This window comes from Providencia sp. LY12 (genome assembly GCF_057621555.1).
Genome location: NZ_CM172594.1, coordinates 1,774,665 through 1,799,459, shown reverse-complemented (window position 1 = coordinate 1,799,459; position 24,795 = coordinate 1,774,665). Strand labels below are relative to the sequence as shown.

30 protein-coding genes are annotated in these 24,795 nt (G+C 43.4%); 8 read left to right on the top strand and 22 right to left on the bottom strand.

Annotated elements, in window-relative coordinates; genetic code table 11:
• Positions 1–176: 176 nt before the first annotated feature.
• From ACY3ZI_RS08470 to dpiB, 19 genes are all read right to left on the bottom strand, one after another.
• A complete protein-coding gene (locus ACY3ZI_RS08470; protein WP_487377104.1) occupies positions 177–614 on the bottom strand; it encodes a ProQ/FINO family protein in 438 nt (145 codons plus the stop codon).
• Positions 614–928: a hypothetical protein gene (locus tag ACY3ZI_RS08465; RefSeq protein ID WP_487377102.1), complete on the bottom strand. Its 315-nt coding sequence runs from the start codon at positions 926–928 to the stop codon at positions 614–616. The genes ACY3ZI_RS08470 and ACY3ZI_RS08465 overlap by 1 nt, the downstream gene beginning before the upstream one ends.
• Positions 929–1,247: 319 nt before the next feature.
• On the bottom strand, positions 1,248–3,989 hold the full coding sequence (locus ACY3ZI_RS08460; RefSeq protein WP_487377101.1) for a DUF927 domain-containing protein: 2,742 nt from the start codon (positions 3,987–3,989) through the stop codon (positions 1,248–1,250).
• Complete coding sequence (locus ACY3ZI_RS08455; RefSeq protein WP_487377099.1) at positions 3,986–4,330, bottom strand: hypothetical protein; 345 nt, start codon at positions 4,328–4,330, stop codon at positions 3,986–3,988. The genes ACY3ZI_RS08460 and ACY3ZI_RS08455 overlap by 4 nt, the downstream gene beginning before the upstream one ends.
• A 12-nt stretch (positions 4,331–4,342) precedes the next feature.
• Positions 4,343–4,939, bottom strand: a complete 597-nt coding sequence (locus ACY3ZI_RS08450; RefSeq protein WP_487377097.1) for a hypothetical protein — start codon at positions 4,937–4,939, stop codon at positions 4,343–4,345.
• Entirely contained in the window at positions 4,939–5,124 is a 186-nt protein-coding gene (locus ACY3ZI_RS08445; RefSeq protein ID WP_144140322.1) for a hypothetical protein, read from the bottom strand. Before ACY3ZI_RS08445 ends, ACY3ZI_RS08450 begins: the two co-directional genes overlap by 1 nt.
• Entirely contained in the window at positions 5,124–5,297 is a 174-nt protein-coding gene (locus ACY3ZI_RS08440; RefSeq protein ID WP_165906921.1) for a hypothetical protein, read from the bottom strand. The genes ACY3ZI_RS08445 and ACY3ZI_RS08440 overlap by 1 nt, the downstream gene beginning before the upstream one ends.
• Positions 5,294–5,905 carry an ORF6N domain-containing protein gene (locus ACY3ZI_RS08435; RefSeq protein ID WP_272524952.1) on the bottom strand — a complete coding sequence of 204 codons (612 nt, stop codon included), beginning with the start codon at positions 5,903–5,905 and terminating at the stop codon, positions 5,294–5,296. The genes ACY3ZI_RS08440 and ACY3ZI_RS08435 overlap by 4 nt, the downstream gene beginning before the upstream one ends.
• Positions 5,902–6,111, bottom strand: coding sequence for a hypothetical protein (locus ACY3ZI_RS08430; RefSeq protein WP_004906529.1), 210 nt, complete (start codon positions 6,109–6,111; stop codon positions 5,902–5,904). Before ACY3ZI_RS08430 ends, ACY3ZI_RS08435 begins: the two co-directional genes overlap by 4 nt.
• On the bottom strand, positions 6,108–6,287 hold the full coding sequence (locus tag ACY3ZI_RS08425; protein WP_487377093.1) for a hypothetical protein: 180 nt from the start codon (positions 6,285–6,287) through the stop codon (positions 6,108–6,110). Before ACY3ZI_RS08425 ends, ACY3ZI_RS08430 begins: the two co-directional genes overlap by 4 nt.
• Positions 6,284–6,544, bottom strand: a complete 261-nt coding sequence (locus ACY3ZI_RS08420) for a hypothetical protein (protein WP_487377091.1) — start codon at positions 6,542–6,544, stop codon at positions 6,284–6,286. The genes ACY3ZI_RS08425 and ACY3ZI_RS08420 overlap by 4 nt, the downstream gene beginning before the upstream one ends.
• Positions 6,541–6,735 (bottom strand): hypothetical protein, encoded by a 195-nt coding sequence (locus tag ACY3ZI_RS08415; RefSeq protein WP_487377088.1) that lies wholly within the window; start codon positions 6,733–6,735, stop codon positions 6,541–6,543. Before ACY3ZI_RS08415 ends, ACY3ZI_RS08420 begins: the two co-directional genes overlap by 4 nt.
• Entirely contained in the window at positions 6,732–7,778 is a 1,047-nt protein-coding gene (locus tag ACY3ZI_RS08410; protein WP_487377086.1) for a host cell division inhibitor Icd-like protein, read from the bottom strand. The genes ACY3ZI_RS08415 and ACY3ZI_RS08410 overlap by 4 nt, the downstream gene beginning before the upstream one ends.
• Positions 7,775–8,605, bottom strand: coding sequence for an antA/AntB antirepressor family protein (locus tag ACY3ZI_RS08405; protein ID WP_487377084.1), 831 nt, complete (start codon positions 8,603–8,605; stop codon positions 7,775–7,777). Before ACY3ZI_RS08405 ends, ACY3ZI_RS08410 begins: the two co-directional genes overlap by 4 nt.
• A 15-nt stretch (positions 8,606–8,620) precedes the next feature.
• The gene (locus ACY3ZI_RS08400; protein ID WP_487377082.1) at positions 8,621–9,028 is read right to left on the bottom strand and encodes a hypothetical protein; all 408 of its coding nucleotides are present in this window, start codon (positions 9,026–9,028) and stop codon (positions 8,621–8,623) included.
• Positions 9,028–9,273, bottom strand: coding sequence for a helix-turn-helix transcriptional regulator (locus ACY3ZI_RS08395; RefSeq protein WP_140172376.1), 246 nt, complete (start codon positions 9,271–9,273; stop codon positions 9,028–9,030). The genes ACY3ZI_RS08400 and ACY3ZI_RS08395 overlap by 1 nt, the downstream gene beginning before the upstream one ends.
• Before the next feature lie 108 nt (positions 9,274–9,381).
• A complete protein-coding gene (locus tag ACY3ZI_RS08390) occupies positions 9,382–10,383 on the bottom strand; it encodes a hypothetical protein (RefSeq protein WP_140172375.1) in 1,002 nt (333 codons plus the stop codon).
• Between the two features lie 93 nt (positions 10,384–10,476).
• Complete coding sequence (locus ACY3ZI_RS08385) at positions 10,477–11,736, bottom strand: tyrosine-type recombinase/integrase (protein WP_487377075.1); 1,260 nt, start codon at positions 11,734–11,736, stop codon at positions 10,477–10,479.
• Positions 11,737–11,942: 206 nt separating this feature from the next.
• Positions 11,943–13,580 (bottom strand): sensor histidine kinase DpiB, encoded by a 1,638-nt coding sequence (gene dpiB / locus ACY3ZI_RS08380; RefSeq protein ID WP_487377072.1) that lies wholly within the window; start codon positions 13,578–13,580, stop codon positions 11,943–11,945.
• A 371-nt stretch (positions 13,581–13,951) separates the two neighbouring features.
• On the opposite strand from dpiB, the gene citC reads away from it, so the two are divergent.
• The 8 genes from citC (at position 13,952) to ACY3ZI_RS08340 (ending at position 22,019) form a co-directional block, all read left to right on the top strand.
• Complete coding sequence (gene citC / locus ACY3ZI_RS08375; RefSeq protein WP_487377069.1) at positions 13,952–15,004, top strand: [citrate (pro-3S)-lyase] ligase; 1,053 nt, start codon at positions 13,952–13,954, stop codon at positions 15,002–15,004.
• Positions 15,005–15,022: 18 nt separating this feature from the next.
• Positions 15,023–15,319 (top strand): citrate lyase acyl carrier protein, encoded by a 297-nt coding sequence (citD, locus tag ACY3ZI_RS08370; protein ID WP_036951301.1) that lies wholly within the window; start codon positions 15,023–15,025, stop codon positions 15,317–15,319.
• Entirely contained in the window at positions 15,319–16,215 is an 897-nt protein-coding gene (citE, locus tag ACY3ZI_RS08365) for a citrate (pro-3S)-lyase subunit beta (protein WP_211885270.1), read from the top strand. The genes citD and citE overlap by 1 nt, the downstream gene beginning before the upstream one ends.
• 11 nt (positions 16,216–16,226) lie before the next feature.
• Positions 16,227–17,753, top strand: a complete 1,527-nt coding sequence (gene citF / locus ACY3ZI_RS08360; RefSeq protein WP_487377059.1) for a citrate lyase subunit alpha — start codon at positions 16,227–16,229, stop codon at positions 17,751–17,753.
• A 3-nt stretch (positions 17,754–17,756) separates the two neighbouring features.
• Positions 17,757–18,302, top strand: a complete 546-nt coding sequence (citX, locus tag ACY3ZI_RS08355) for a citrate lyase holo-[acyl-carrier protein] synthase (protein ID WP_154600281.1) — start codon at positions 17,757–17,759, stop codon at positions 18,300–18,302.
• Complete coding sequence (citG, locus tag ACY3ZI_RS08350; protein WP_487377056.1) at positions 18,283–19,176, top strand: triphosphoribosyl-dephospho-CoA synthase CitG; 894 nt, start codon at positions 18,283–18,285, stop codon at positions 19,174–19,176. The genes citX and citG overlap by 20 nt, the downstream gene beginning before the upstream one ends.
• A gap of 270 nt (positions 19,177–19,446) precedes the next feature.
• Positions 19,447–20,880, top strand: coding sequence for an anion permease (locus ACY3ZI_RS08345; RefSeq protein WP_036951311.1), 1,434 nt, complete (start codon positions 19,447–19,449; stop codon positions 20,878–20,880).
• Between the two features lie 83 nt (positions 20,881–20,963).
• Positions 20,964–22,019 (top strand): 4-oxalomesaconate tautomerase, encoded by a 1,056-nt coding sequence (locus ACY3ZI_RS08340; RefSeq protein WP_487377053.1) that lies wholly within the window; start codon positions 20,964–20,966, stop codon positions 22,017–22,019.
• Positions 22,020–22,067: 48 nt separating this feature from the next.
• Here the strand turns inward: ACY3ZI_RS08340 and ACY3ZI_RS08335 are convergent, their stop codons facing one another.
• The 3 genes from ACY3ZI_RS08335 to ACY3ZI_RS08325 form a co-directional block, all read right to left on the bottom strand.
• Positions 22,068–23,201, bottom strand: a complete 1,134-nt coding sequence (locus tag ACY3ZI_RS08335) for an AAA family ATPase (protein WP_487377051.1) — start codon at positions 23,199–23,201, stop codon at positions 22,068–22,070.
• Positions 23,198–23,908 (bottom strand): RNA ligase family protein, encoded by a 711-nt coding sequence (locus ACY3ZI_RS08330; protein ID WP_487377049.1) that lies wholly within the window; start codon positions 23,906–23,908, stop codon positions 23,198–23,200. The genes ACY3ZI_RS08335 and ACY3ZI_RS08330 overlap by 4 nt, the downstream gene beginning before the upstream one ends.
• A 282-nt stretch (positions 23,909–24,190) precedes the next feature.
• Entirely contained in the window at positions 24,191–24,790 is a 600-nt protein-coding gene (locus ACY3ZI_RS08325) for a hypothetical protein (protein ID WP_487377047.1), read from the bottom strand.
• Positions 24,791–24,795 lie beyond the last annotated feature (5 nt).

The following is a 24,795-nucleotide window of genomic DNA, read 5'->3' as shown; positions in this document are numbered from 1 at the left end:
TACACCATAATTTTAATTCAGATTAAAAAATAAACAACAAATTATTGCTATGATTAGACTCATAAATAGAAATATTTTCTACTAACACTCGATACCATGGAAATAAGACAACAAAAAAACCGACTATTTGAGTCGGCTTTCGTCTTGTATGTGATGATTGATTTTGAATTGTGGTATTACTTTCCGTTCCATTCCGCCAGCGTTTGTTCTGCTATGGCTTGCTGTTCTGGTGTGACTTCTCCGTTAGGTTGCCCGTGCATATCAAACCGATTGCCGCCCAGAGTAAGAGCTTTCAAATATGCCTTGCGGCTGATGTATGAGCGTAATCCCTGTTTAATGTGGCTATCTGGGATATCCAGCCCTTTATCTTTAACCTCAGCAATCATAGCTTCCTTGATGCCAATCATTAGCGGCTTGGCTTCTGGCTCACTGAATAGCGCCCAGTGCTTCGCTATACGGTCTATGCGGTGCTGTTTCTTCTTCGCGTGAACATCTGCCTTATTTTTCTTCTTCGGTTGCTGTGGTGCTTCCTGTGGCGTTTTAGCTTGCGTGCTTTTTAGTGCGTTCGTCGCTGGTGGATTTTTACATTTTAACGTCAGTGTTTGAGTGACCATTATATCCCATCTCCCTTAACAATTGCCCATGAGTAAACGCAAGGCTCACCCATATGAATAAATCTATCATCAGGCAAGTAAAGAATTTCACTGTAAGCCTCATCTGGGTGTAATGGCTCCATACCAGACTCCCCTGTCAATACAGGCAGGATTTGAGTATATACTTTCGACTCTTTTTCATAGCGCACATCACATAACGCCCATGCTGCTACAGGCGAGTACCATTCAGTTTTATCTGCGTCATTATCGGTGATTTTAACCCACCAGCCAGAGATAGCAGGTGTCAGGCTTTTAATGGTCAATTTGTTACTCATTTAAATATCTCTCTATAGGCGAAAAATGATTTTTCTTTGGGATAACGGGATAAGTTGCTTATTTCTATTTAATATCATCAAGTTAACTTATCCCAAACACCCTATTCTCTTATCCCATACTTTTTATTTTTGGGATAACTTTGATTTTCAATTAACATTTATAACAATTCATTATCATTACCTTTGGGATAGCTTGGGATAACATGGGATAAATAGAAGTAACCTAACTTAATAATACTGTTATCTTTTTTAGTTCTTATCCCGTTATCCCACTTATCCCAACGTTTTTGATTCATCACAGGGATTCTGTTCTGGCTGGCTATTCTTCCTCGCTATCAATTAAGACAACAAATCGCTGCTGGCTTCCGTTAATACTGATAGTCTTACCGTCTACACGCCCTGATTCGGGTCTGACTAAAATACCTGCCTCGTCGAGTGCCTCTGCCCCCAGTTTCTTTTGAATGCCTGAGAGTATTTCATCTTCGAACACTGACGGGATAATGTGATATTCGTCCTTGCCGTCCTCTCTGCGTCCAGAAACCAAATAGCCCGCAAGGTTTGTTATCCTGCCTGCGTAAGTTCGGTCTAGATCCCCGTTACGCTTGCCATAGGTGTACGGTTGAAAGCGATTCAATCCATAGCGTTGAATAAAATCCCTTGCCCGTTTGACGACTTGGTATTTTTCGCGGTTCCCTGTGCCATAGTTCTCCAGCCACTCATTGAAGCTATTACGAATAAAACGGCTACATTCGGCAATATCCCAACCTGTGATTGATGTTGCTAACTCTGCGGTAGCGTCCAACATGGCAAAACGGGTAGCGACTCGTTTAACCTGTGGCGATGCTTCTTCGGGTAAACTCGATAACCATTCGTTTTCTTTAAAGGTTACTTTCTGGTTGGCGATATCCTGATTGTTGGCTAAATACTCAATCCATGCTCTACCGACAGCCCCGCAATGCTGCGTTGATGCGCGCTTGATGGCTCGTGAATGTAAATCACCATCATCAAGGCTGTGAAACTCGACAGTATCGGTAAATGGCACACTAACCAGCCGCACTAATTGCCCTGCTTTTGGGGTGACACCATTACGAATGAGATAAGTTTCAAAATCTTCCTCACCCGTTGATAACGCCACAATCGCCCAACGTAAAACGGCTTTATTTCCACCGTCTTTATTACCTTGAATGCGCCCCGTACCATTGAATAAGCTGTAGGCACTTCCTGCGACATGCCGCACATCGTTACCCTGTCCAATTTCATCAATCGGCATAAACCCGTCATTTCGTGAAGCGGCTTCAATCGTTAGCCCGTACTTTGTCGCATCCCATGTTAATTTCAGTTCATCGGGTACACCGTAGATACTTGAGGCGGCTTCTACCGTGGTGGTTTTCCCTGCTGAGGACTGAGCAAATAAGTGAATGCCAAATGAACTACCGCCTGATAACGAGTTCAGCGGGGCAGCTAACGCGACTAACCCACCTAAAATCATAGATTGGTTGCCTTTCATTAAATTACCGACATTCTTCCGCCAGCTTTCATCTGTTCCCCTGACGACATAACCCGCAACGGCAGACGTTCCACCACAAAAGGCAACGGGGCGGCTAGGTGTACCAATAATATGACCATCTGGCATCACGTATGCCCCATCATGCCAACCAGCGGTATGGGTGATCGTCCATTCGTCACGCTTTCCTTTTCGCTGAAGATAGTTAGCCAGTAAATCCAATTGACCGCGCTTTGTTGTGATATTAACGCCACGGGAGCGCAATCTTCCCCACCCTTGAGGTGAGCCTAGTTCACGCCTTGGAATGGCTTCATAAATTATGCGGTTGCTGCCCTCTTGCTTCATCTGGATAACCAAATAACTGTCTTTACCGTCAGAGCCAATGCCTACCGTCGCCATTTCATCCGAAAACCATGTTTCTTTTTCGTCAATCTCGCCCGTCGTGTTATTTTGCTTGCGTTCGATGTAATACAAGCCACCGTGACGCTTATCAAAAAATGGGGCTAAATCATCGTGGGGTCTAACTTTCTTTTTCGCGTCAATGTGGATCACGTTGTCCTCTTTCATTGCCATATTGTCCTGTGGCTGATACATTCCCTCGCTGAAAGCAGAGGCGGCGGTTTCCCTCTCTCTGGATTGCAGGTAATCGTTCCAATCTCCCTGACAAGGTGGGATTGAAACATAGCCGCTAACTTCTCTCGCTGCGGCTTCTGCTTTCACCTTGCCCGTGTTGACCTCATTTTTACTGTCGTTATCCCCTGCAATGATAATTTGGCTTTCTGGGTACTTCGTCCGCATCACCTTAGCCACATGAGTTAAGTTACCCGCATCAATTGCCGCTACTGTGTGCGCTTCTGGTTGGATTAACTGGCACGTCATGGCGGTTGCCAATCCCTCAGCGATAATCACCGTAGAAACGTTTACAGGCTCATTGATTGGGTAATAGCTGCCATTCTTCGCACTATCGAGTAATAGCCGTTTCTCGCCATTGGGTTTAATGGTCTGTGCGGCTGTGATTGTGCCGTCAGCGTCCATTAATGGAATAATCAGCGAACCGTCCGCGAGTAAGTCCATTTCTACACCTTGAAAGCCTTTCGCTTTGAGATACTCAGATTCACCCTGTTTAACATTGGCAATAGTGCGGCTGTATCGCGCTGTAAAGCGTTTTTGCTTCTCTATCTGTTCGATTACACGTTGTTCTTCTTGCTCGGCTCTACGGGCTTCCTGTTGCGCTTTTGTCTCCGCGGCGTTGTAGGCTGGTGGATTATCTGAACGGGTATCAATACCAATTATTCCAGCCACCTCATAAGCGGCTTCTGTCACACTACCGCCCAGAACACGCTGAACTAAGTCCAACCCATCACCCGAGCCGCACTGACTACAAATAAACGTGCCGTTGCCGTCTTTGTCGTCAAATCTAAAACGGTCTTTACCGCCACAATGAGGACAAGCGGTGTGCGTGTTTAGGGGCACTTCTGCCCCAAGGTTAGATAATATGTTTTGCCATTGTCCGTTGGCTTTCAGCTTAACATCACGGATAACATCAATCGGCTTCATTGAAACTCTCCTTGTTCGGCTAAGGTATTACCCATGTCATTAATCATGCTTTTCCATATTTCGCGCCCGTAGCCTGTAATAACGCCATTTATCACACAAACTTTTAAGACTTGTACGGCGGCTTTTTTCCATGCTTTTTTTTCTTGTTTCAAGGCGTTCAATAAGTAACTGTCTACCAACAAGCGAACACTTTTCGCACCGTCGCTAATAGCGACCTCAATCACTTTATTACCCACGTTCATTGTGAAGTAATCGCCACCATTACGGGCTTTAATATCCTGATAGATTGCCTCTGCGTAACGGTTTGCCATTGAATTAACTTTAAAGGTTGTGATTATCATGTCATTGGCTCCCTAGTGAACGGTGACGGTATCTTTAAAGTCACCATCTTCTATCATTCGAATGAGATCATCGTGAAGCATCGATAGCCCCTCTCGACCTCTATCTGATAGCCGACAGCCTTGTTTTGGCTCAAGATTGATAAAATCACGATACATACGTAAAGCCATTGAAGGGGCATATTCATGCTCGTAATGTTCATAAGCCACACCCTCAACATGGTTTGCTAATAACATTCGCTCACTGGACGGATAGACAGTGAGTGACGCAAGCTCATTGCTGTAAATGGCTGCTATGGTCGTGCCGCCTTTCCCATCGCCAGCATAATGAAACCCGTTATGATCGGCTTGCTCCATAACAAACGAGGCAGCGACAATCCAACGCCAAAGAATGACGGTTTGCTCAATCGTGGATTTAAAGAAGCCGTTAACCTCTCCCTTGCTAATAGTGAGAACTAACTCAAAACCCAAAATCAAATTGCCATCAAAGGTGCCATTATTCAGTGCGTCCAGTGCTTCGCTGTAGCTGATAGCCTCTTGATTCGCTGCGCCAGTAATGAGAATTACACCCTGTTCGCTGTGCTCGAATGCGTTAATGTTAGAAATATTCATTACTTACCCTCCATAGCAGAATCAATAGCCTTAACAGCATCACTCACCATCGAGAAAACAACATCGATCATGTGGGCGGTTTCCTCGTCCTGATTCGCCTCTTGCCAAACGCTTAACAGTGTCAGCACTCGGTTTACTTTCATGCGTGGCACTTCCAGTGATAAAACCATCTCTTTGTTAGCCATTACTTCACCTCACGCACATAGTTGATTCGGATATCGGTTAAACCGTCACGTTGCGCCTCTCGCATTACTTGCGATTGAGCGTCTTTCTGGGTGGCAGATATCACCTGTTTACAAATACCTAGCGTTAACCCTTTCGGAGTTGTGCCATACCCTGCAATTTGAAACGTTCTCATGAGCGATAATCCCCCATATCCTGAATGTGTAGCTGTGAGGCTTGTTCAATCGCCATTACCATTGGTTTAAGTGCTTTCTTCTCCTTGCGGCGTAGGTTCATGGCATAGCTACCGCGCCTACCGTGACCTTGATAAGAATCAGCTTCTAAACTGCTAATCAAGTTCTGAGCCTCACCAATTGGCATGGCTTCAAGTTCCGCCAGCGTGGGTATGTTGATGTGCTGTAATTCAGGAAATTCAGACAGTCGAAAATACGCATCAATAAGCTGGTTTTGTACCTGCCAAGAAAGCGGATCATTAAACGGCTTCACGGTTAGCAAATACCCTGATTCAGTAATCACCGTTACTTCTCGCGCCTTATCACTAATTGGTGAATATTTGTGCGTCCGTTTTATGGACGCGCAAAGTTTGAACAGTTCTAAATCCTGTCCAGTTAGACGGTAAAAATCCTTACCCTCAGTAAAATATTGACGGTGAGCATTGAATGATTTCCTAGCCGCACCCGTCGGGCGTTGGTGTACCTCGTCAATCATGGCAAAGGTGACAACTCGCTTACCTTGATACATGAATGGGCTTAGGCTGGTGGCATTGATAGTGACTTGTCTCATTTCATCACCTCCGCTAACCGAGTAATTTCTTTCCCTTGAGCATGTACAAGGCGATTAACTGCTCTAAGTAGAAAATGTGTATCTGTATCAGCCTCATTCTCTACAGCCGTTAACAGTGGGATTAACAACGCTTGGAGTTCTTCGTTGATATGCTCGACTTCTTCCAAGGTAGATAAGTGACCAACCTTTAATTTGATTGTTTTCATTTGGTCGCCTCCTCGAAGGATTGCCATATTTCACCGCTTAAATCGCAAGCAATAGAAATGAGATCTACTAACTCACTCGAACAGTTCCCTTGAGCCTGTTCTAATATCGTTGTGATTAATGAATTGGCTTGCTGTGCCTTGTATGCTGCTACATCTAAAGAAATTGGCTTACTCATGCCTTACCCTCCGATTTAGCGTCTACGGCTTCTGCGCCACTGATACGGCTAATAGCTTCCAACCAGTAATAGAGTTCTTGTTTTTTGGGATCATCAATCTGAGGGAATACCTCACAAAGAATATGAGCCATACCTTTTCGAACCCTAAGCAAACGGTCACGGCTGCGTTCTTCTGAGTGTAAAGGGGTGTTATTGCCTAACATGTCCGCTATTTCAGCTTGAATGCGGTGGTAGTTTTCAGGAATTGGCTTGCTCATGCTTTCCCCTCCTGTGCTGCCGCATCGTTCAAGAATGTCGCTACATCACCGGATAATTCCGTCATAAGTGAGGAAATAGCGACGATATCGCTTGGCGTAAAATTGCGAGGATAATTAGGCAGCATCAGGCTAATCAGTTCTAACTGTTGTGCCTTTTCTGCCGCTTGATGAATGGTGATATCTGCGCTCATGCTGTCACCTCCTGAGCAGGTAAGCGACCAGCGAATGACAGAATGTAATCACGTACAAGCATCAGTCTTGCATCGTGTTCGTTCGATGCTGTGGCTTCGATTCTGTGGGGAATGTCGGTTTTATCTGTGCGTTTTACCGCCAGAAACAGAAATTTGAATTGAGTCTGGGTAGGGGTTGCCATCATAACGATGATCTCCTTGTACAATGCTAAGGAGTCACCACCAGAAACGCCAATTTCGGGGGTGGTGACGACAGTAGAGTTGGCGTTACTGGCGTACAAGGATACCAGCCAACCTTTCGGTTGCTCTGCTGCCGCCACCATAGATTCGGTGCGATATAATACCGCATTTAATAGGTGTGCGTAGGCATGAACACAAAAAAAGACGCTAGGCGCGTCATGTGTCGCCTTGTACAAATTCAGAACGCCAATTCTGACACTAGATTTTGCTAGTGCGTTTTTACTATAGCCAACAATTACCCATAAGCGCAAGTGATGTATTGCACATTTTTGTATTAACTCAAGGTTATTACCTTTACCGATAACAAGATGAATACTATTCTCATAGTTCTCACTTGCTCGGTATTCAATATCGACGTTTCCAAGGGTAGCCGATTGGCTGCCCTTTTTTATGGACTCCAAAAACTCAATTCGTTCCTTTTTTATGGACTGTAAAAACTCAATTCCGCCTCGTGTAATGACCACGATTAAACCTTGCATAAGGTGAGAAAAATCACCTTTAGCAAATGGTGTAAATTCTCCACGTTTTAGATTGGCAAAATGTTTTGCTGATTGACCTAGGAAATATTCCCCAGATTGATTGGCGTAAATTTTCGCTGATACATCGGCTAAAGTTTTAGCCGGTTGCTGAGCCAAAAAATTGACCGAGTGATCGGACGAAAGTTTGTCTGATTGATTGCCAGTAATACCGTAGTTTAAAGCTACAGTATTATTAAGGGAGTAAATTAAACTTACCCCCATGCCTGCCAGTAGGGAACCATTCACTTGGTAGGAAATAGCCTTTGTTGAATATAGGGTAATCATTGCACCACCTCTACACGTTGCGCTAACCACTTCTGAGATAAGCCGATTAACTTGTCCTTGCGTGCGTGATAGTCCATGCCTAACTCAATTAACGTTGTATTGGTCTGCTCAAGGTATGAAAGATGCTCTAATTGTGTCTCGCTCATGGCATCACGAGGATTGCCAATAATGCCGTTCTGCTTCGCCCATGCCTTAGCTGTAAGCCCACCTAATACAATACGGTTCAGCATGTTTGACTCAGTCGTGTAATGGTGTGGGAGTGTGTTTTTACCTTGCTCCATACGCGCCAGCTCTAACGCTGAACACATCGGCTTAAAGTAACTAGCCACTTTGAGGCGTGATTTAAGTTGATGACGTAATTGCTTGGTGATTGTTGGCGCGACTTTGTGTAGTGCTTCCTCGCACTTGATAAAGTATTGACGAATTAAGCGGCCTTGTTCGGTACGTTCAACCATTGCCAATTCTTTAGCCATGCCTAGCGTTAATAAGTAATCCTTTTCAGGGCGACCACGTTTTGTATTATTCCCCAAAACGGGGGAATATTGTTCATTAAGTAAGCAGCGAATATTAAAATCATCATCTGATTGATAATCCGCTCCTTCCACAAAAGCGTATTCATTAACACGGCCAATAATCCAAGTAGAAAAATCACGACCTACACCTAATGCTTCGTGTAATGCTTTGGCACTTACCGCATTAATAACCTGCCCGTTAATATTTCCCTGAATTACTGGCAGCATTTCAGCAAAAGATAATTCCTTAATATCGCTAGAGTGGTTTTCAGGGTGAGCGAATCCCTGACCCATTACGGTCATTTTATTTTTCATATTGTTATTTCCTTATTATTCGGCTGGGTACTGCGACAAAATTAATTCAGATTGTGATTTCGAAATACCTTCATATCCACCAGCATTGGCGCGTTGGTTGATAAGGTTAATTACCTTCAGCGCGTCTTTCTGGCTGCGAATACGATAACGGTAATGTGATCCAATACCGTCAGGGTTCGGTTCGTCGATGCGTTCTAAATTAATATTTAATTTGCGCTCCAGTTCTGAGCAATAATTACGGAAGGAAGATAAGCGGCAATATTTCAAGCCGTCATTTTCTGTAATTCCATTTGCACCAGAACCAACAATATAAATAAATCCACGCTGTTTTTTTGGTGTGCGTTTGGTTATAATGGCGGGGCAATTTCCAATATCATTACTGATATCAAAGCCGCCTCCGCAAGGGCGGTTTTTCTTTTCCATTATGCTACCCCGCTTTGTGATTTCTTAGCTTCAGCCCATGCGCGAATCTCTTTCGCATCATAGACAAAAAAGCCTTTCTCAATCTCAAATGACTTAGGTAATTTACCGTCACGCTCCCAGCGATAACGAGTAGCATCAGAAATGCCTAGAAAGTCGGCTGTATGACGTAGACGGGCGTAACCGTCCATAGGGTATGGTGTACTGATTTTAGCGCGAGGCTTGCGCTTAGGTGATTTCTTTTCCATGTGTATGACTCCTTGTGAATGTCATACACATTAAATCCCAATTAACTGGATAAAAAAACAGGTGTGAAGCTTCACGCATATGATTAAAGTCTCAAGCACCAATAAATATCATTCACCTCTATATCCTAAATTATCTAAATACTCGCTAATGATAGCCCTAAGTCGAGAGTCATCTTTGACAGGTAGCTCGGCATCATCAAATAGCGTACCTGCATGATAATCTAAGCATTTCCCTATTCTAGATATAATTAGCCTTCCATCAGCGGTTCTATAACTAGTTGAATCATCATCAGGATTGTGTGGATATAGTGCCAGCAATAGCGTGATTGCTTTATTTATTTTCATCCTGTTTTCACGGGCTTTTATTTGGGTGTGGTGTTCTTTTTGTTCGTAGTGTCGTTTTTCATCTATACCGCTTATCGATGCCAACTCTTGACCAATGTTAGTGTGGATTTTATTTATTTGAGCCTTTGTTATGTATAGGTCATTAACTGTTAGCTGAACGATAGGCTTTACCCTTTCTTTTATCAATAAGTTATTGTCATATAGGTGTTCATCAATTGGAGAGGCAAAGAATGTTTCATCTTTCATTGGCTCAAAAGGGTAGTCGGCCTCTTTTAACGTAAAGTTTAAGGGGTTTAATGTTATATATCCTTTCGATGACAAATCGCTGTATATGTTTTTATCGCTTGTCCCTATTAGACACCACAAGCCACTTAGGAATACTTGAGGCTTGCGTAAAAATTCAAAATTTTCGTATTCATATAAATAATTAGGCTTCATATTATCTATTTGAATTGAAAAGTTTGGTGTAATACGGCTTACTCCATATTTTCTGAGAGTCATACCAAAATTCATTAATTCTGGCATTTCATTTTCACAGAAGTTTTCCCATTCATCTTTAGAGCGATATTTCATTGGCGAGAAAACGGATGCCTTATATTGTTGTAACTTTATACATATTTCTATAGAGCCTGTTTCGGCAAAATGTAATAAATCATTGATTTTACATTGTAATAGTTCAGCCGCGCGTTCTATTGAGCAGTATTCCATTTCAGGAATACCATTAAGTAGCCATATATTCTTCGTTCCTGTTCTATTTTTACTCATAACGCCACCTTTAACGCGCCTTAAAGAATACCGTATCAGATAGGTAAGGTTTCCCACTTTTCGCCCCGTCGAGCTAGATACGGTTTAAACTAGTTATGCTTTCTTACTCATTGGTACAACATTATAGTCTGATCCACTCTCTAATGCTGTAAGCAAATCAGCCCATTGTGATAGTGCGGATTTTCGCTCATCAAAGTAATCATGGCGGTTATACACCCCCTCAATACCTTTCACCCTGTGATTTAAACACCTTTCGGCAATCTGTGGCTCAATACCTAATGCTGATAGGTGAGTTCTCATGGTCCTTCGTAGGTCATGGATACTGAACTGAATAAACGACTCAGGCAATGATGAAAGAATACTTTCAAGGTTCTTATTTAACGTTGTCTTATTTATCGTTTTATTTTTCCCTGTGCCTGTTCTTCTGGCAGGTAATACATATTCACTACCGCAAGCTATTACCTTTAATTGATTAAACCACTCTATAACAGGCTTACTCAAAGGGATATCTATAGCGTCACCCGTTTTGCTTCTCTCTGCAGGGAAATGCCATACCTCATTATCTAAATCAATCTCACACCATTTAGCCTCGCATAATTCCATCTTACGCAAGCCAACAGCTAGAATTATTTTAAATGCTATTTTGTTAGATTCTGGCAATGTCGAACTATTCAGCGTTGAAAGGAATAATGTCAGCTCATCACGGGTTAACCATCGTTCGCGTTTGCTTTCCATTCCGCCAGCATCAGAAATACCAAAGGCCGAGGCTGGATTGCTATCTATCATCTGTCTACGAACTGCATAATCAAAAATACGCTTTAACCAACGTAGCGATTCATCAGCGGTAAATGGTGAGCCTCTATCCACGATGGACTTTATTAATAGATCAACATCTTTTGGCTTCACATCCTCAATTTTCATTGAACCAATAACAGCCGTGATATTTTTATCTATCAGCTTTTTAGATTCCTCATGTTTTTTTCTTTTTGGCTTTATTTGTCGCTCGTAAAACTCATCAATCAGCCCAAACACTTTAACTGCTTTATCTTCGCGCTGTATTCTCTCTAATGCCTCGGCTTTTTGTCGCTTTATATCTCCAGCAACATCAACACCTAAAATAACCTTTGCTGATAACTCTCTAGCAATTTCACGCGCTTTCATTAGGGTGATATTGGGGTATGTCCCTATAGAGACTATTCGGGCTTTTTTATTGAAACTATATCTAAATCTCCAACTTGGATTTTTATCATTCTTTGAATATCTAAGATAAAGCCCGTTTCCGTCAGCTTTACCCTCGAATCGTTCATTAGAATTTATCCAAGCCTTAATTTGTCTATCGTTTAAGTTTGGCATTTTGTGCAATTTCCAATCAATCGATAACTTTTACAAAAAGCTATTAATTTCTACAACTTAAAACACTGTATGTTTTTTGGTCGTTTTTAGGTACAAGCTCAGGTACAAGCAAAAACGGCTATTACGTGACTACTTCTGATTGCCCGTGAATTACATTATTAATTATTATCAATGGTTTAGCTTGCTGGTTGATATACTCTGATATGCTAATAACGCCTATTCAATACTTTCGGTATAAAAATAGAGAATACAGTACCATACGGTTGATTATCTTCAATGATCACCGCCCCATTACATCGATTGACATAGGAGGCCACCAAAAATAGCCCTATGCCATGTCCATCGACAGCATCCGTTTTTGTTGTTGTTCCGCGTTCAAACCATTTATCTTGCAGCTCAAGGGGAAAACCACATCCTTGATCAGCAACTTCAATCACAATCTCATTATTTTCATCTGAGATATACAGTTCTACCTGCTTATTACCCGCTTCGTTCTTTAAACTTGCCTCAAAGGCATTATCTAATAAATTTCCTAATACAGCACAGAGTTCCGTGCTATTTAATGAGTTAGGTAATTCACGGAGTTGGCAACCCGGCACAAAAATAAGCTGCAATCCTAATTCTCGCGCACGGTGATATTTACCAAATAACAACCCAGCCACTTGTTTATCTGCAAATTGCTCTCGCAGTGAATCTATTAATTGTTGCCGAGATTCCGATTCCCCCTTAATTAACGCCAAGGCTTGGTCGTACTCTTTCATTTGCAGCAAACCACTTAAAGTAGAAATCCAATTTAAATGTTCGTGGCGCAATGTACGCAAATTATCCACATATTGGCGAACTTGAGAAAGCTGCGCATTTAAGGATTCAATATCATTTTGGCTACGGAAGCTGATCACCGCTCCCGCCAGCAACTCACCATCCATAATGGCAACTCGGCTGGCTATCACATTCAACCCATTGAACTCGCAAACGATATCATGATGGTTTTTCGCGATTTCTTTCGTGAAAAAGCCTGCGGGAGAAACATACTCAGAAATCGGTTTACCGATTAACTGTTTAGCTGACTCACTCAGCGCCAACATTTTTCTAGCATTATGGTTGATATTGATAATTTTCCCATAACGGTCGACGGCAATAATGCCTTCAAACACCGCATCAAAAATCCCCTTTTGCACCAACACTAATTGGGTTATTTCTTCAGGTTCCATGCCAAGCATTTGCCGCTGAATTAATCGGGCGAATGCCCAAGATAGAAATAGCAAAATCACCAACACCCCTAAAAATGTTGCTGACGTTTGCACAAACACTTCAGCTAATGAGGTATCTATTTTGGTGGTGAGATAACCAATGGAAACAACGCCAATGACTTTACCGTTTTCATCAAAGATAGGTGTTTTTGCACGTACTGCATTCCCCATGGAGCCTTCGCCTTTAATAAAATAGCTTTCACCATTTTCTAGCGCCCCCGGTTTATTCCATTGCATTGGGTAGCCAATCTTTTCGCTATTTGGATGATATAAACGAACGGAATGTTCATCACCAATAACGACATAGTCATAACTGGAATCTTGATTGAGCTTATCGGCAATAACTTTTAGCTTAGGAATATCTTTATCTTTTACAGTACTGACGATGCCATCCAATGAAGCGATCATTTTGGCTTGGCTCATGGCGAGTACGCGAATGTTCGCCATCATGCGGTTTTCTGTGGTATCCGTAAAATATTTGCCTAATCCAAGCGTCAATAACACTGAAGCCAGTAACAATAGAAGAAAGACTCTTCCTGAGAATGAAAAAATATTCCCTTTTTTAAATGGGATCTGTGAAAACTCTGTTTTCATCTCGTCTCTCTATAACTCGCTAAAAAGTAAAATTATTGTTACACGCAAAAATACCAATAATGAAGATAAAAGATAACGTAGTCCGCTTAGTAATGCACATAATATTAATTAAACACATTAAAACCACTGAGTAAAGTTCATAACTCGTAATTAAAAACATTAAAACCATTAAACAAATACAAACTCATTTTAGAAACATGAAATAGGTCAAATATATTATATGCAGGGTATTTAATATGAATATTGAAAAGGATAATTAAATAAAAATTGAGAACTTAGGTAATTAACGGCAAGCCAAAAATATTTATTTAATTAACTTTAACATTAGCAACATTTTTAATACATCTCTAAATGAGATGCAGGATACCATTATGTTCGACAGCATAACGTTTAACCAAGTAAAACGTCATGAGAACAGAAAACTCAATGATATCACTCAGTTTTTAAAAGAGAATGATTTAGACATTGATGCCAGCGTTGACGTCTTTATTACGATCACACGTAACGAAAGGTTAATTGCCTGTGGTGGTCTCGCTAAGAATGTCATTAAATGCGTTGCTATTAGCGATGAAGTTCGTGGTGAAGGTTTAGCCTTAAAATTAGCGACTGAATTGGTGAATCTCGCTTACGAGAATAATACTACTCACCTATTTATCTATACTAAATACCAAAATGAAGAGCTATTTCATCAATGCGGGTTTCATACCATTGCTACTGTACCCAATGTAATGGTTTTAATGGAAAATAGCTGCTGTTATTTAAATCGCTATATTAAAAGTTTAAAAGCCCAATATAAAGCAGGAAAAAAAATTGGCGCTATCGTGATGAATGCCAACCCATTCACATTGGGGCATCGTTACTTAATTGAACAAGCCTCAAAGAACTGTGACTGGCTACATTTATTTGTCGTCAAAGAAGATACTTCCCGTTTTCCGTATAAAGTTCGCCTGAGATTAATTGAAGAAGGCACAAAAGGAATTAATAACCTCACCATTCATAAAGGTTCAGAATACATTATTTCACGGGCTACATTCCCTTGTTATTTTATTAAAGACATTACTGTAGCCAACAACTGTTATACAGAAATCGATATTAAGATTTTTCGCCAATATATTGCTCCGGCGCTGGGAATTACCCATCGTTTCGTCGGCTCAGAGCCATTCTGCCAAGTCACTAATCAATATAACCAAGACATGCGCTACTGGCTGGAAACCGATGAAATGCCATTCCCACCCATTGAACTAGTCGAATTTCCGCGAACAGTGATCGACGGTACGGCGGTTTCCGCCTCGCAAGTTCGAAAACTGCTCGCTAAAAAAGATCTTGCGGCGATCAAGCCGATTGTGCCCCCTGCCACGTATCACTATTTACAAGAGATGCTCGCAGCGCAGACACCGTCGCCGACTCCCGCACTACAAGCTTGAATTAGTTATAGGTGAAATATGAAGATACTACACGCAGCGGTTGCCGGCACACTCGAATCCAGTGATGTCATGGTACGAATCGAACCTCTTGAAGACACTCTTGAGGTCTCATTGCAGATCACCAGCAGTGTTGAAAAACAATTTGGTGATGCCATCAATGCCATCGTGCTTGAAATGATTGAAAAATACGATATTCAAGGCGCTGAAATTGTGGTGGATGACAAAGGTGCATTGGAGTGCGTTCTACGCGCTCGCCTCGAAGCCTTACTGGCTCGCGCCTGTGATCTCGATGCTCTGCCATGGGAGGATAAATAATGACACCGGAAAGAAAAAGCCGCACTCGCAGAAGTATGCTGTTCGTCCCAGGTTCCAATGCCGCGATGCTCAGTAACTCCTTTATTTATAAAGCCGATGCCCTGATGTTCGACCTCGAAGACTCCGTCACCATTCGAGAAAAAGACACAGCGCGTCGTTTGGTGTATCACACACTGCAACACCCGTTATATCAAGATATTGAAACCATCGTGCGCGTTAACGCCCTCGATTCTGCTTATGGGGTTGCTGACCTCGAAGCCGTCGTTCGCGGTGGTGCCGACATTGTGCGCTTACCGAAAACCGATACCGCACAAGATATTATTGATATTGAAAACGAAATTCTACGCATTGAAAAAAGCTGTGGGCGCGAAGAAGGTAGCACCGGGTTACTCGCGGCTATCGAATCCCCAATGGGGATCACTCAAGTGGTGAATATTGCTCACGCTTCTCCAAGATTAATAGGCATCGCATTAGGTGCCGAGGACTATGTCCGCAATTTGCGCACCGAGCGGTCTCCAGACGGCATTGAACTCCTCTATGCTCGGTGCGCCATTTTACAAGCTGCGCGTTCGGCCGGTATTCAAGCCTTTGATACCGTTTATTCTGACGCCAACAATGAAGAAGGTTTCCTCAAAGAAGCCGCTCTCATTAAGCAGCTTGGTTTTGATGGCAAATCATTAATTAACCCAAGACAAATTGAGTTACTGCATAACTTATATGCCCCAACCCAAAAAGAAGTCGACCATGCTGAGCGTGTAGTAGATGCCGCTGATGCCGCAGAGCGAGAAGGCAAAGGCGTCGTGTCCCTCAACGGTAAAATGGTAGACAGCCCTGTAATTGAAAGAGCCCGCTTAGTGTTATCTCGCGCGGCATTATCAGGCATTCGGGAAGAGTGAGGCAGAACATTATGACAACCAATACATTGCGTCAGGCTCGCGTATCAGCCTACTTAGCACCTAAAGACGATGAATTACTGCGTGAATTCAAAGATATCGGCAAAGTTCAGCAGCAAGTGCAAAAACCACGTAACCGCAAACTGTGTGATGACCTGCAAGTGGCTATCCGCCGTTCAGGATTAAAAGATGGCATGACCATCTCTTTCCACCACGCTTTTCGTGGCGGTGACTTAACCATCAACATGGTGATGCAAGTAATTGCCGAAATGGGCTTTCGCAACCTAACCTTGGCATCCAGCTCACTCAGCGCGTGCCACTCCCCACTGGTTGAACATATTCGCCATGGCGTCGTCACTAAGATTTACACCTCTGGCTTACGTGGCCCATTAGCCGAAGCCATTTCTCGTGGCGAATTAGCAGAGCCCGTACAAGTTCACTCCCATGGTGGACGTGCCAATCTTGTTCATAGCGGCGAATTAAAAATCGACGTGGCATTTATCGGCGTTCCGTCTTGCGACGAATACGGCAATGCTAACGGATACACTGGCAACGCGAGCTGTGGCTCACTGGGTTATGCCAAAATCGACGCGGAAAATGCTAAAAAAGTGGTCATGCTGACCGAAGAATTTCTGCCTTACCCACATAACCCATCCAGCATTAAGCAAGATGAAGTGGACTACATTGTCAAAGTCAAACGTGTGGGGGATGCCGACAAAATTGGTGCCGATGCCACTCGCATGACCTCCAACCCGCGTGAGTTATTGATAGCGCGTACCGCCGCTGATGTGATTGAAAAATCAGGCTTCTTCAAAGAAGGATTTTCACTGCAAACCGGTACTGGCGGGGCATCATTGGCGGTTACTCGCTTCCTCGAAGATAAAATGCGCCGTCATGATATTCATGCGGGCTTCGCGTTAGGCGGGATCACCTCCACCATCGTGGATCTCCATGAAAAAGGTTTAATTAAAAAATTACTCGATGTGCAAAGTTTTGACCGCGCTGCTGCCGAGTCGCTCGCGCGTAACCCAAATCACATTGAAATCAGTGCTAACCAATATGCTTGCTTTGATTCCAAAGGCGCATCAGTGGACATGCTCGATGTGGTAGTACTCAGTGCTTTAGAGATTGATACTCGCTTTAATGTCAATGTGTTAACAGGCTCAGATGGGGTTATTCGCGGTGCATCTGGTGGACACAGCGACACGGCGGTGGCGGCGAAACTGTCTATCATCGTCGCGCCGTTAGTACGCGGTCGTATCCCAACCTTGGTAGACGATGTGCTGACTTGCGTGACGCCGGGTTCTAGCGTCGATATTTTGGTGACTGACCATGGTATTGCTGTTAACCCAGCACGCCCTGAGCTGAAGCAACAGCTAGAAAGCCAAGGCATCAAAACCGTTTCTATTCAATGGTTACGTGAACGCGCCCAATTATTAACGGGCACACCAAACCCTATCGAATTTACCGATAAAGTGGTGGCCGTGGTGCGTTATCGTGACGGTTCTGTGATTGATGTTGTCCATCAAGTGAAGGAGTAGAACATGTTTTACCCACTGCCTGATACCCAAGAGCAATTTGACATTTCCTTACCTGACTTGCTGGCGAGCCGTGATGCCCGTCAGGCTCGTCAGCAAGAGTGGATTGGTCTCCATCAGGTAACCTTGATTTCATTTACTGTCGTTTTTCCGGGACCGGTTAAAGACAATCAACTGGTCAGAGACATTTTTAATCAAGGCTTAAATGCGCTTAAGCAAGTTGCTTCATGCAGGCAGTGGGTACTTTTATCACAACAATCATTCCCTTTCGTTACCGGACCGGAATGTTTAGTCGCCGTCAATGCCGATGCCCTTGAGGTCAAAAAAGCCTTAATGGAAGCGGAAGAATTATCCCCTGTCGGCCGACTTTGGGACTTTGATGTTTTTGATGCAAATGGCGTTTTATATTCTCGCAGCCAATTCAATTTACCGACTAGGCGCTGCTTGATTTGTGACAATGAAGCCAAGGTATGTGCACGCCAACGCAGCCATTCCCTTGAAGAGATTTTGCGTCGTATCGAGGAGTTAGCCCATGCTCCAGCAAAAAATTAACCGAGAACGTACGTTAAATGATGACGTAGTGAATCACTACAGCCAACTGGCTTGGCAAGCAATGCTTGCTGAAGTGAATTTAACCCCTAAACCGGGTTTAGTAGATAAATGCAACACTGGCGCCCATAAAGATATGGCACTGACCGATTTTCATTTAAGTGCCAATGCAATTGCAAAATTCTTTCCGCAGTTTTTGCGTGCAGGTTATGAACATTGTCAATTACCGATTAATCAGCTACTTCGCCAAATTCGCGGTATCGGTATCAATTGTGAAAAAGCGATGTTTTGTGCCACTCAAGGCGTGAACACCCACAAAGGCTCAATTTTTTCATTAGGTTTAGTGCTCACTGCAGTGGGACGTTTATTCGGGTTACAGAAACGAGTTACGCCTAACGCAATCAGCCAAGTTGTTTCTGACATGTGCCAAGGATTAACCGCTGAGCTGCAACAGCCCGCAGAGCACCCAACAGCAGGGCAACGTTTATTCCAAGAGTATGGATTCACTGGCGCTAGAGGGGAAGCAGAGCAAGGTTATCAACTGGTGATAGCCCATGCACTGCCCCATTATCTGAAACAACTGGCAGATGGTAAACAGGCTGATATCGCCCTACTCGATACACTGATTTTACTGATGAGTCTCAATGACGATACCAACATCGCCAATCGCGGTGGAATGGCAGGGCTTCAGTGGGTAAAACAGCAAGCTAACTGCCTGTTACAGAAAGGAATTCAAGATGAACAGGATTTAAGCAAAGTCCAACAATTTGACTTGCAATGTATTGAAAAGAATTTAAGCCCCGGAGGCAGCGCAGATTTATTAATTTTGACGTGGTTTTTTGCGCGATTACCTGCGAATGCTTATTTATCTTCATAAATAAAAGCAATTTAAATATTCATTAAAAAAGGAATAAACATCACAAAATTGATTAATTAAAACCAGAGAAAATAATTTTCAAATAAAAACTGATTTTTCTTTTCAATCATTAATAACATTTCTGTCAATAAGCGTTAACCAATAGTTTTATTTAAAAAATAATACTATTCAAGATACCGCTATATCCAGAAATAGGTTTCCACACATTTTAGATATTCGTTTTATGTGATTTAAGAAATTTAAAGTTTTATATTCTTGAAGGATTAGCCTATGCAAAAAGATAAAATATGGAAGCTATTAGTTTTAATAGCCATTCCAATAATCATAGCCTTAATACCGACGCCCGCAGGGCTACCGAGTATTGCATGGCTGTTATTTGGTTTGTACCTTGCCGCCATTGTGGGACTAGTATTAAAACCTTATTCCGAGCCTGTGATCTTGCTAGCCACGATTGCTGCCAGTGCGGTGATCATCGGTGTAACAGGCACTAAAGACGTCAAAGTTGGCGAAGTTCTGAGTGGTTACTCATCCGGTACAACGTGGTTAGTTTTCGCCGCGTTCACCTTGAGTGCTGCGTTCGTCATAACAGGCTTGGGTAAGCGCCTCTCCTATATTCTTATTGGAAAATTAGGTGGCACCACTCTTGGACTGGGTTATGTCACCGCTATCCTTGACTTGATTATCGCCCCAGCAACGCCGTCTAACACCGCGCGTGCCGGTGGGATTGTCTTCCCTATCATCAACAGTGTGGCGGTTGCATTAGGGTCTGATCCTGAAAAAAGCCCCCGTAAAGCAGGTCACTATTTGCTAGTGAACGTGTATATGGTGACCAAAACCACCAGCTATATGTTCTTAACGGCTATGGCACCAAATGCGCTGGCATTAGCGATGATGACCGACATTATGGGTATCCATTTAAGTTGGGGGGGCTGGGCATTAGCCGCTGCCGTGCCGGGCTTAATCATGTTGATCCTCACTCCGTTGATTATCTACAAACTGTATCCACCTGAATTGAAAAAGGTGAATAACAAAGAAATCGCAGCGAAAGGCTTAGCGGATTTAGGTCCAATGACCGTGCGTGAAAAACTGCTCAGCATTATCTTTGTGCTGGCGTTATCCGGCTGGATATTTGCAGATAAAATCGGTGTGAGTGCCTCAAGCGTCGCCATTGCCGTGATGGCATTAACGCTGATCCTCGGTGTCGTAACTTGGGATGATGTGTTGAAGAACAAAGGTGGCTGGAACACCCTGATTTGGTACGGTGGTATTATCGGGATGTCCGGCGTGCTCACCAAAGCAGGCTTCTTCAAATGGTTAGCTGATGTGATGAGCGAACACCTCTCCTTCGGTGACCAAGCGATGTTAGCGTTCTTTGTCATCATGTTTATCAGTGTCGCGATTCGTTACCTGTTCGCCTCTGGTGGTGCCTATGTAGCGGCGATGGTCCCTGTTTTCGCCACCGTTGGTATGGTTGCAGGTGCACCGCCGATGCTGTTAGCGCTGGGTCTGCTGTTCTCTAATGCCTACGGCGGCAGCTTAACCCATTACGGAGGCGCGGCAGCTCCAATCGTCTTCGGTGCAGGCTATAACGATATTCGTTCTTGGTGGATCATTGGTGGGATTATCGCGTTCCTCAGCCTATTAGTTCACATGACTATTGGTTTAGGTTGGTGGGAAATTCTTATCAACATGGGCTTAATCTAATCGCCCTTACCCCATAAAAAAGATGGAGTGCAATATAACGCACTCCATTTTTCTTACGGTAAGGCGTTCAAAAAGGACGCGTAATGAAACAAATTCCTTGTACATTAATGCGCGGAGGCACATCAAAAGGTGTCTTTCTCCTCGCTGACTCTCTCCCGACCGACATTCAACAACGTGATGAACTCATTTTAGCCATTATGGGATCCGGTCATCCTTTACAAATCGATGGTATTGGTGGCGGTAGCCCGCAAACCAGTAAAGTCGCCATCATTAGCCCATCAACGCACCCAGATGCAGATGTTGATTACCTTTTTGCGCAAGTCGCCATTACTGACCGTATTGTCGATACCGCCCCTAACTGTGGCAATATTCTGTGTGCGGTCGGGTCATTCTCGTTAGAAAAAGGGTTAGTACCAATTACTGGAGATGTGACCACCGTCAGGGTGCGTAACATCAACACCAATACCTTTATCAACGCCACCATTCAAACCCCCTATGGGCAAGTGGAATATAACGGTAATGCAACTATTGCCGGTGTTCCCGGTCAGGCTGCGCCTGTTGGTTTAACTTTTCTTAATGCCAGTGGCACCAAAACAGGGAAACTTTTTCCTACCGGAAATGTGGTCGATATCATTGATGGTGTTGAAGTCTCTTGCCTCGATATGGCGACGCCTGTGGTGCTTATCGATGCCCCACAACTGAATAAAACGGGATATGAAACAGCCGAACAACTTGAAGGCGATAGTGAGTTTATGCAAAAGCTGGAGCACCTTCGTCTGCAAGCTGGCGCCATGATGGGGTTAGGGGATGTGAGCAAAAAAGTGATCCCAAAACCGATTTTGGTCTCCCCGGCTATTCACGGCGGCACCATTAATGTGCGCTACTTTATGCCCCATAAATGCCATGGCGCATTAGCGGTAACGGGCGCAATTGCTATTGCCACCGGCTGCGTGATTTCAGGTACCGTTATCGAGCGTTATCTGCAAGGCGATGTGGATATGCAGAAGATTGCCATTGAACATCTCAGTGGTCAATTTGAGGTAGCACTAAGTAACCCGACGGATAAACCGGAAGGCATTCAAGCTTCAATTATTCGTACTGCTAGAAAATTATTTGAAGGAAAGGTTTTTGTGCCATGATGGCGAACTGATTGTCCTGCCTCTTAGACAGAGGCAGGATGATAAAACTTACTTCACCGGCTCACTCAAAAATTCACCATTGATAAAATAGGAAACTTGATGAGCTTCATCAGGGGTCGGTATTTCCAGTTTCCCCGCCATTCTTTCCATCACATTTTCCGGTACCGCATATTTGCGCTGGCGATTTTGCTGCTGCCACTGCTTATACGGCACTTCCAGATAAATCAGATGCACTTTGGCTTGGTAGCGAGCAAATAGGCTGATCATGCTTTCACGCAGTGAGGCACTTAGCGATGTCGCATTCCAGATGAAATCTTGTTTACTACGCAAATAGACTTTCGCCTGTTCTTTCGCTTGCTGCGCGACCCAACCTTGGGCATTTTTATCCGCTGGGCTGATTTTATGAATTCGACGAATTTCATCCAAGCATACCATCGGCATTTGTGAGTAATGCTGTTGAATAAAATGGTCTTTTCCCATACCCGGCAGACCACACAACATAATCACTTCGCTACCGTCTTCATCAAATGGTTGATAATCCGGCGTACCGCGTTGAGTGTGGAAATAGTGAAAACGCCCCGCTAATGAGGCGAAAGCTTTCGGCTGATCCCAACAATCATGTTCACGGCAAAACAGTTCAAATAGCTCAATGCGCGCTAATAAGTCCGCTTTGTCTTCGCATTCACGACCAATCGCATCCGCTTTCGCTAACATACACAGCAAGGACATTTCGACCCGTAATGAGGCAACGTATAACGCTCGCTCTGGATCGGGTTTATCCATTAACCATAATGGTAAACCGTGAAAGCGCACTAATGCAGCAATTTGTTCACGGATAGCAAATGGCGTTTCCACTTCACGAAACAGGATATGGCGAGCAGATAACTCGCCTTTTTTTGCGTGTCCTGGTGAGCGAATACGCCCCTCTTCTTCTCGAGTGGTGCTGCGCTTCTCCACATCGTGTAAGAGCGCCGCTGTCCAGACAATCTGCTGTTGCGCTTCAGGTAATTGCTGATATTCCGGTAACACCTCCAACGCAGCTAATACCATTTGAGTATGGATAGCCACATCCCCTTCGGCATGGTGTAGTGCATCTTGGGGGACGCCATGCATATCACGCACAAATTCAAACTGCTCAGTAAGTTGCGACCATTCCCGTTGTTCTGTCAACTGCCAACTCATTGGTCACCTCCTTGCATCTCAAACGCTAATTTCGCGCGCTGCCAATTTCGCTTCCAGTGAATATCGGTTTTGACATGGTTTTTGCGAACATATTTAAAAACGTGCTGGATAAAATCATCCACGGCAAAACCTTGGCGATTGCGCGTCACAATGCCTTCCATGCTGCACGGTTTTCCGGTGTGGGTATCTCGTGCAATAAATTGGCTATCTTCCCCTGCCGCGGCGATTAACCCGCCGCTGTACTGCTGGGCAGTGAGGGTTTTGTCGATATCCAAATGAAGCTCGGGTACGGTCGGGAAATCAAACAGTGAGGCGTAAAACTTCACTTCATCCCAACTTAGCCAATAATCCCCTTGGCGCACCGCAAACACGTAAAAATAATCTTCGATATGTTGATATTCGATGGAGTGCACGGCATACAGATTTTCGCCAAACAATTCGATATCACCCAAATCGTCTTTAATTAATTGCCAACGCTGACGAATTTGCTGCGACCATGCCGACTGGGTCGGAGCGCCGTGAGAACGGGCAAATACGCCGTGACGATTCAGGCAATTATTTTCACCATCGAGTTTTTCAGTATGAACCAGTTGTTCAATATTTTGGATGTGCGCCCACCAATCGCTATTAATACGATCGTCGCTGGTGGTGCCCGGTGAGAACGGATAGTGATACGTTCTACCATACTTCCTTGATTGCATATTCATTATGCTTTCTCTACAGAAATAATAAAACACAACAAATCTTGAGCAAGATTTGCCTCTGCGATAATTGAGAAATCAAGTGTTGGTATTACATATCTAGTCCGCGAGACGGCCTCATTTTGGGTGTTTTATCAGAAAAACAGCAAGAAATAACTTAGTTGAAGGGGATTCTACACGAATCAGAGTAGAATCCAACTGGTTTGGTGGCTGGGGATAACGTATTGGATATTAAACCTTGTGCTGGCAGCCATCTATATAACGTGGCTAAATGGCCGCCAGCTTAGTTTAACTCTGATACATTCGAGGAAAATATTCACTGATTTTGTCGTTATCCAGCAGTCTATCTTTTGTGAAATCAATCGTACTTGAAACAGCAATATATTGTCTCAATGGAAGGGGAATATCCTCTATCGTTGCAAAAACTGTTGGGATAATAAAACGATAATAGTCTCCCATTTTTGTTTCACCATCATAACCAATGGGGTAATCTTCTCCTTTGCTATATCCCTCCAATCCTTCAAAAAGAAACATACCCATTTTGCACCCAATAAGAGCAGTGCTATATTTGAAATTCCGGTCTAGCTGTTTATCAAATTCTTCAACTATTTTTCGCTTATTTTCATAGTCTTTATAAACCCAGCTTGAATATAAATCAATGGAATAACCGCCTTGTTTATCAATATTATTTGCATGCTTATTTGAATCACCATCTATATATTCACATAAATCAGATAGTTTTTCTTTTATATTTGGTTTTTTTAATAAACTAGTAGGTAGCCATCCATATCCATTATTATACATTAAACCTAGACGACCATTTTTATCCATAGCAACCCAAGTATGATTTCTTGCTGAACCTGGTTTCCAATTTAAATCTAAATCCATGCTAA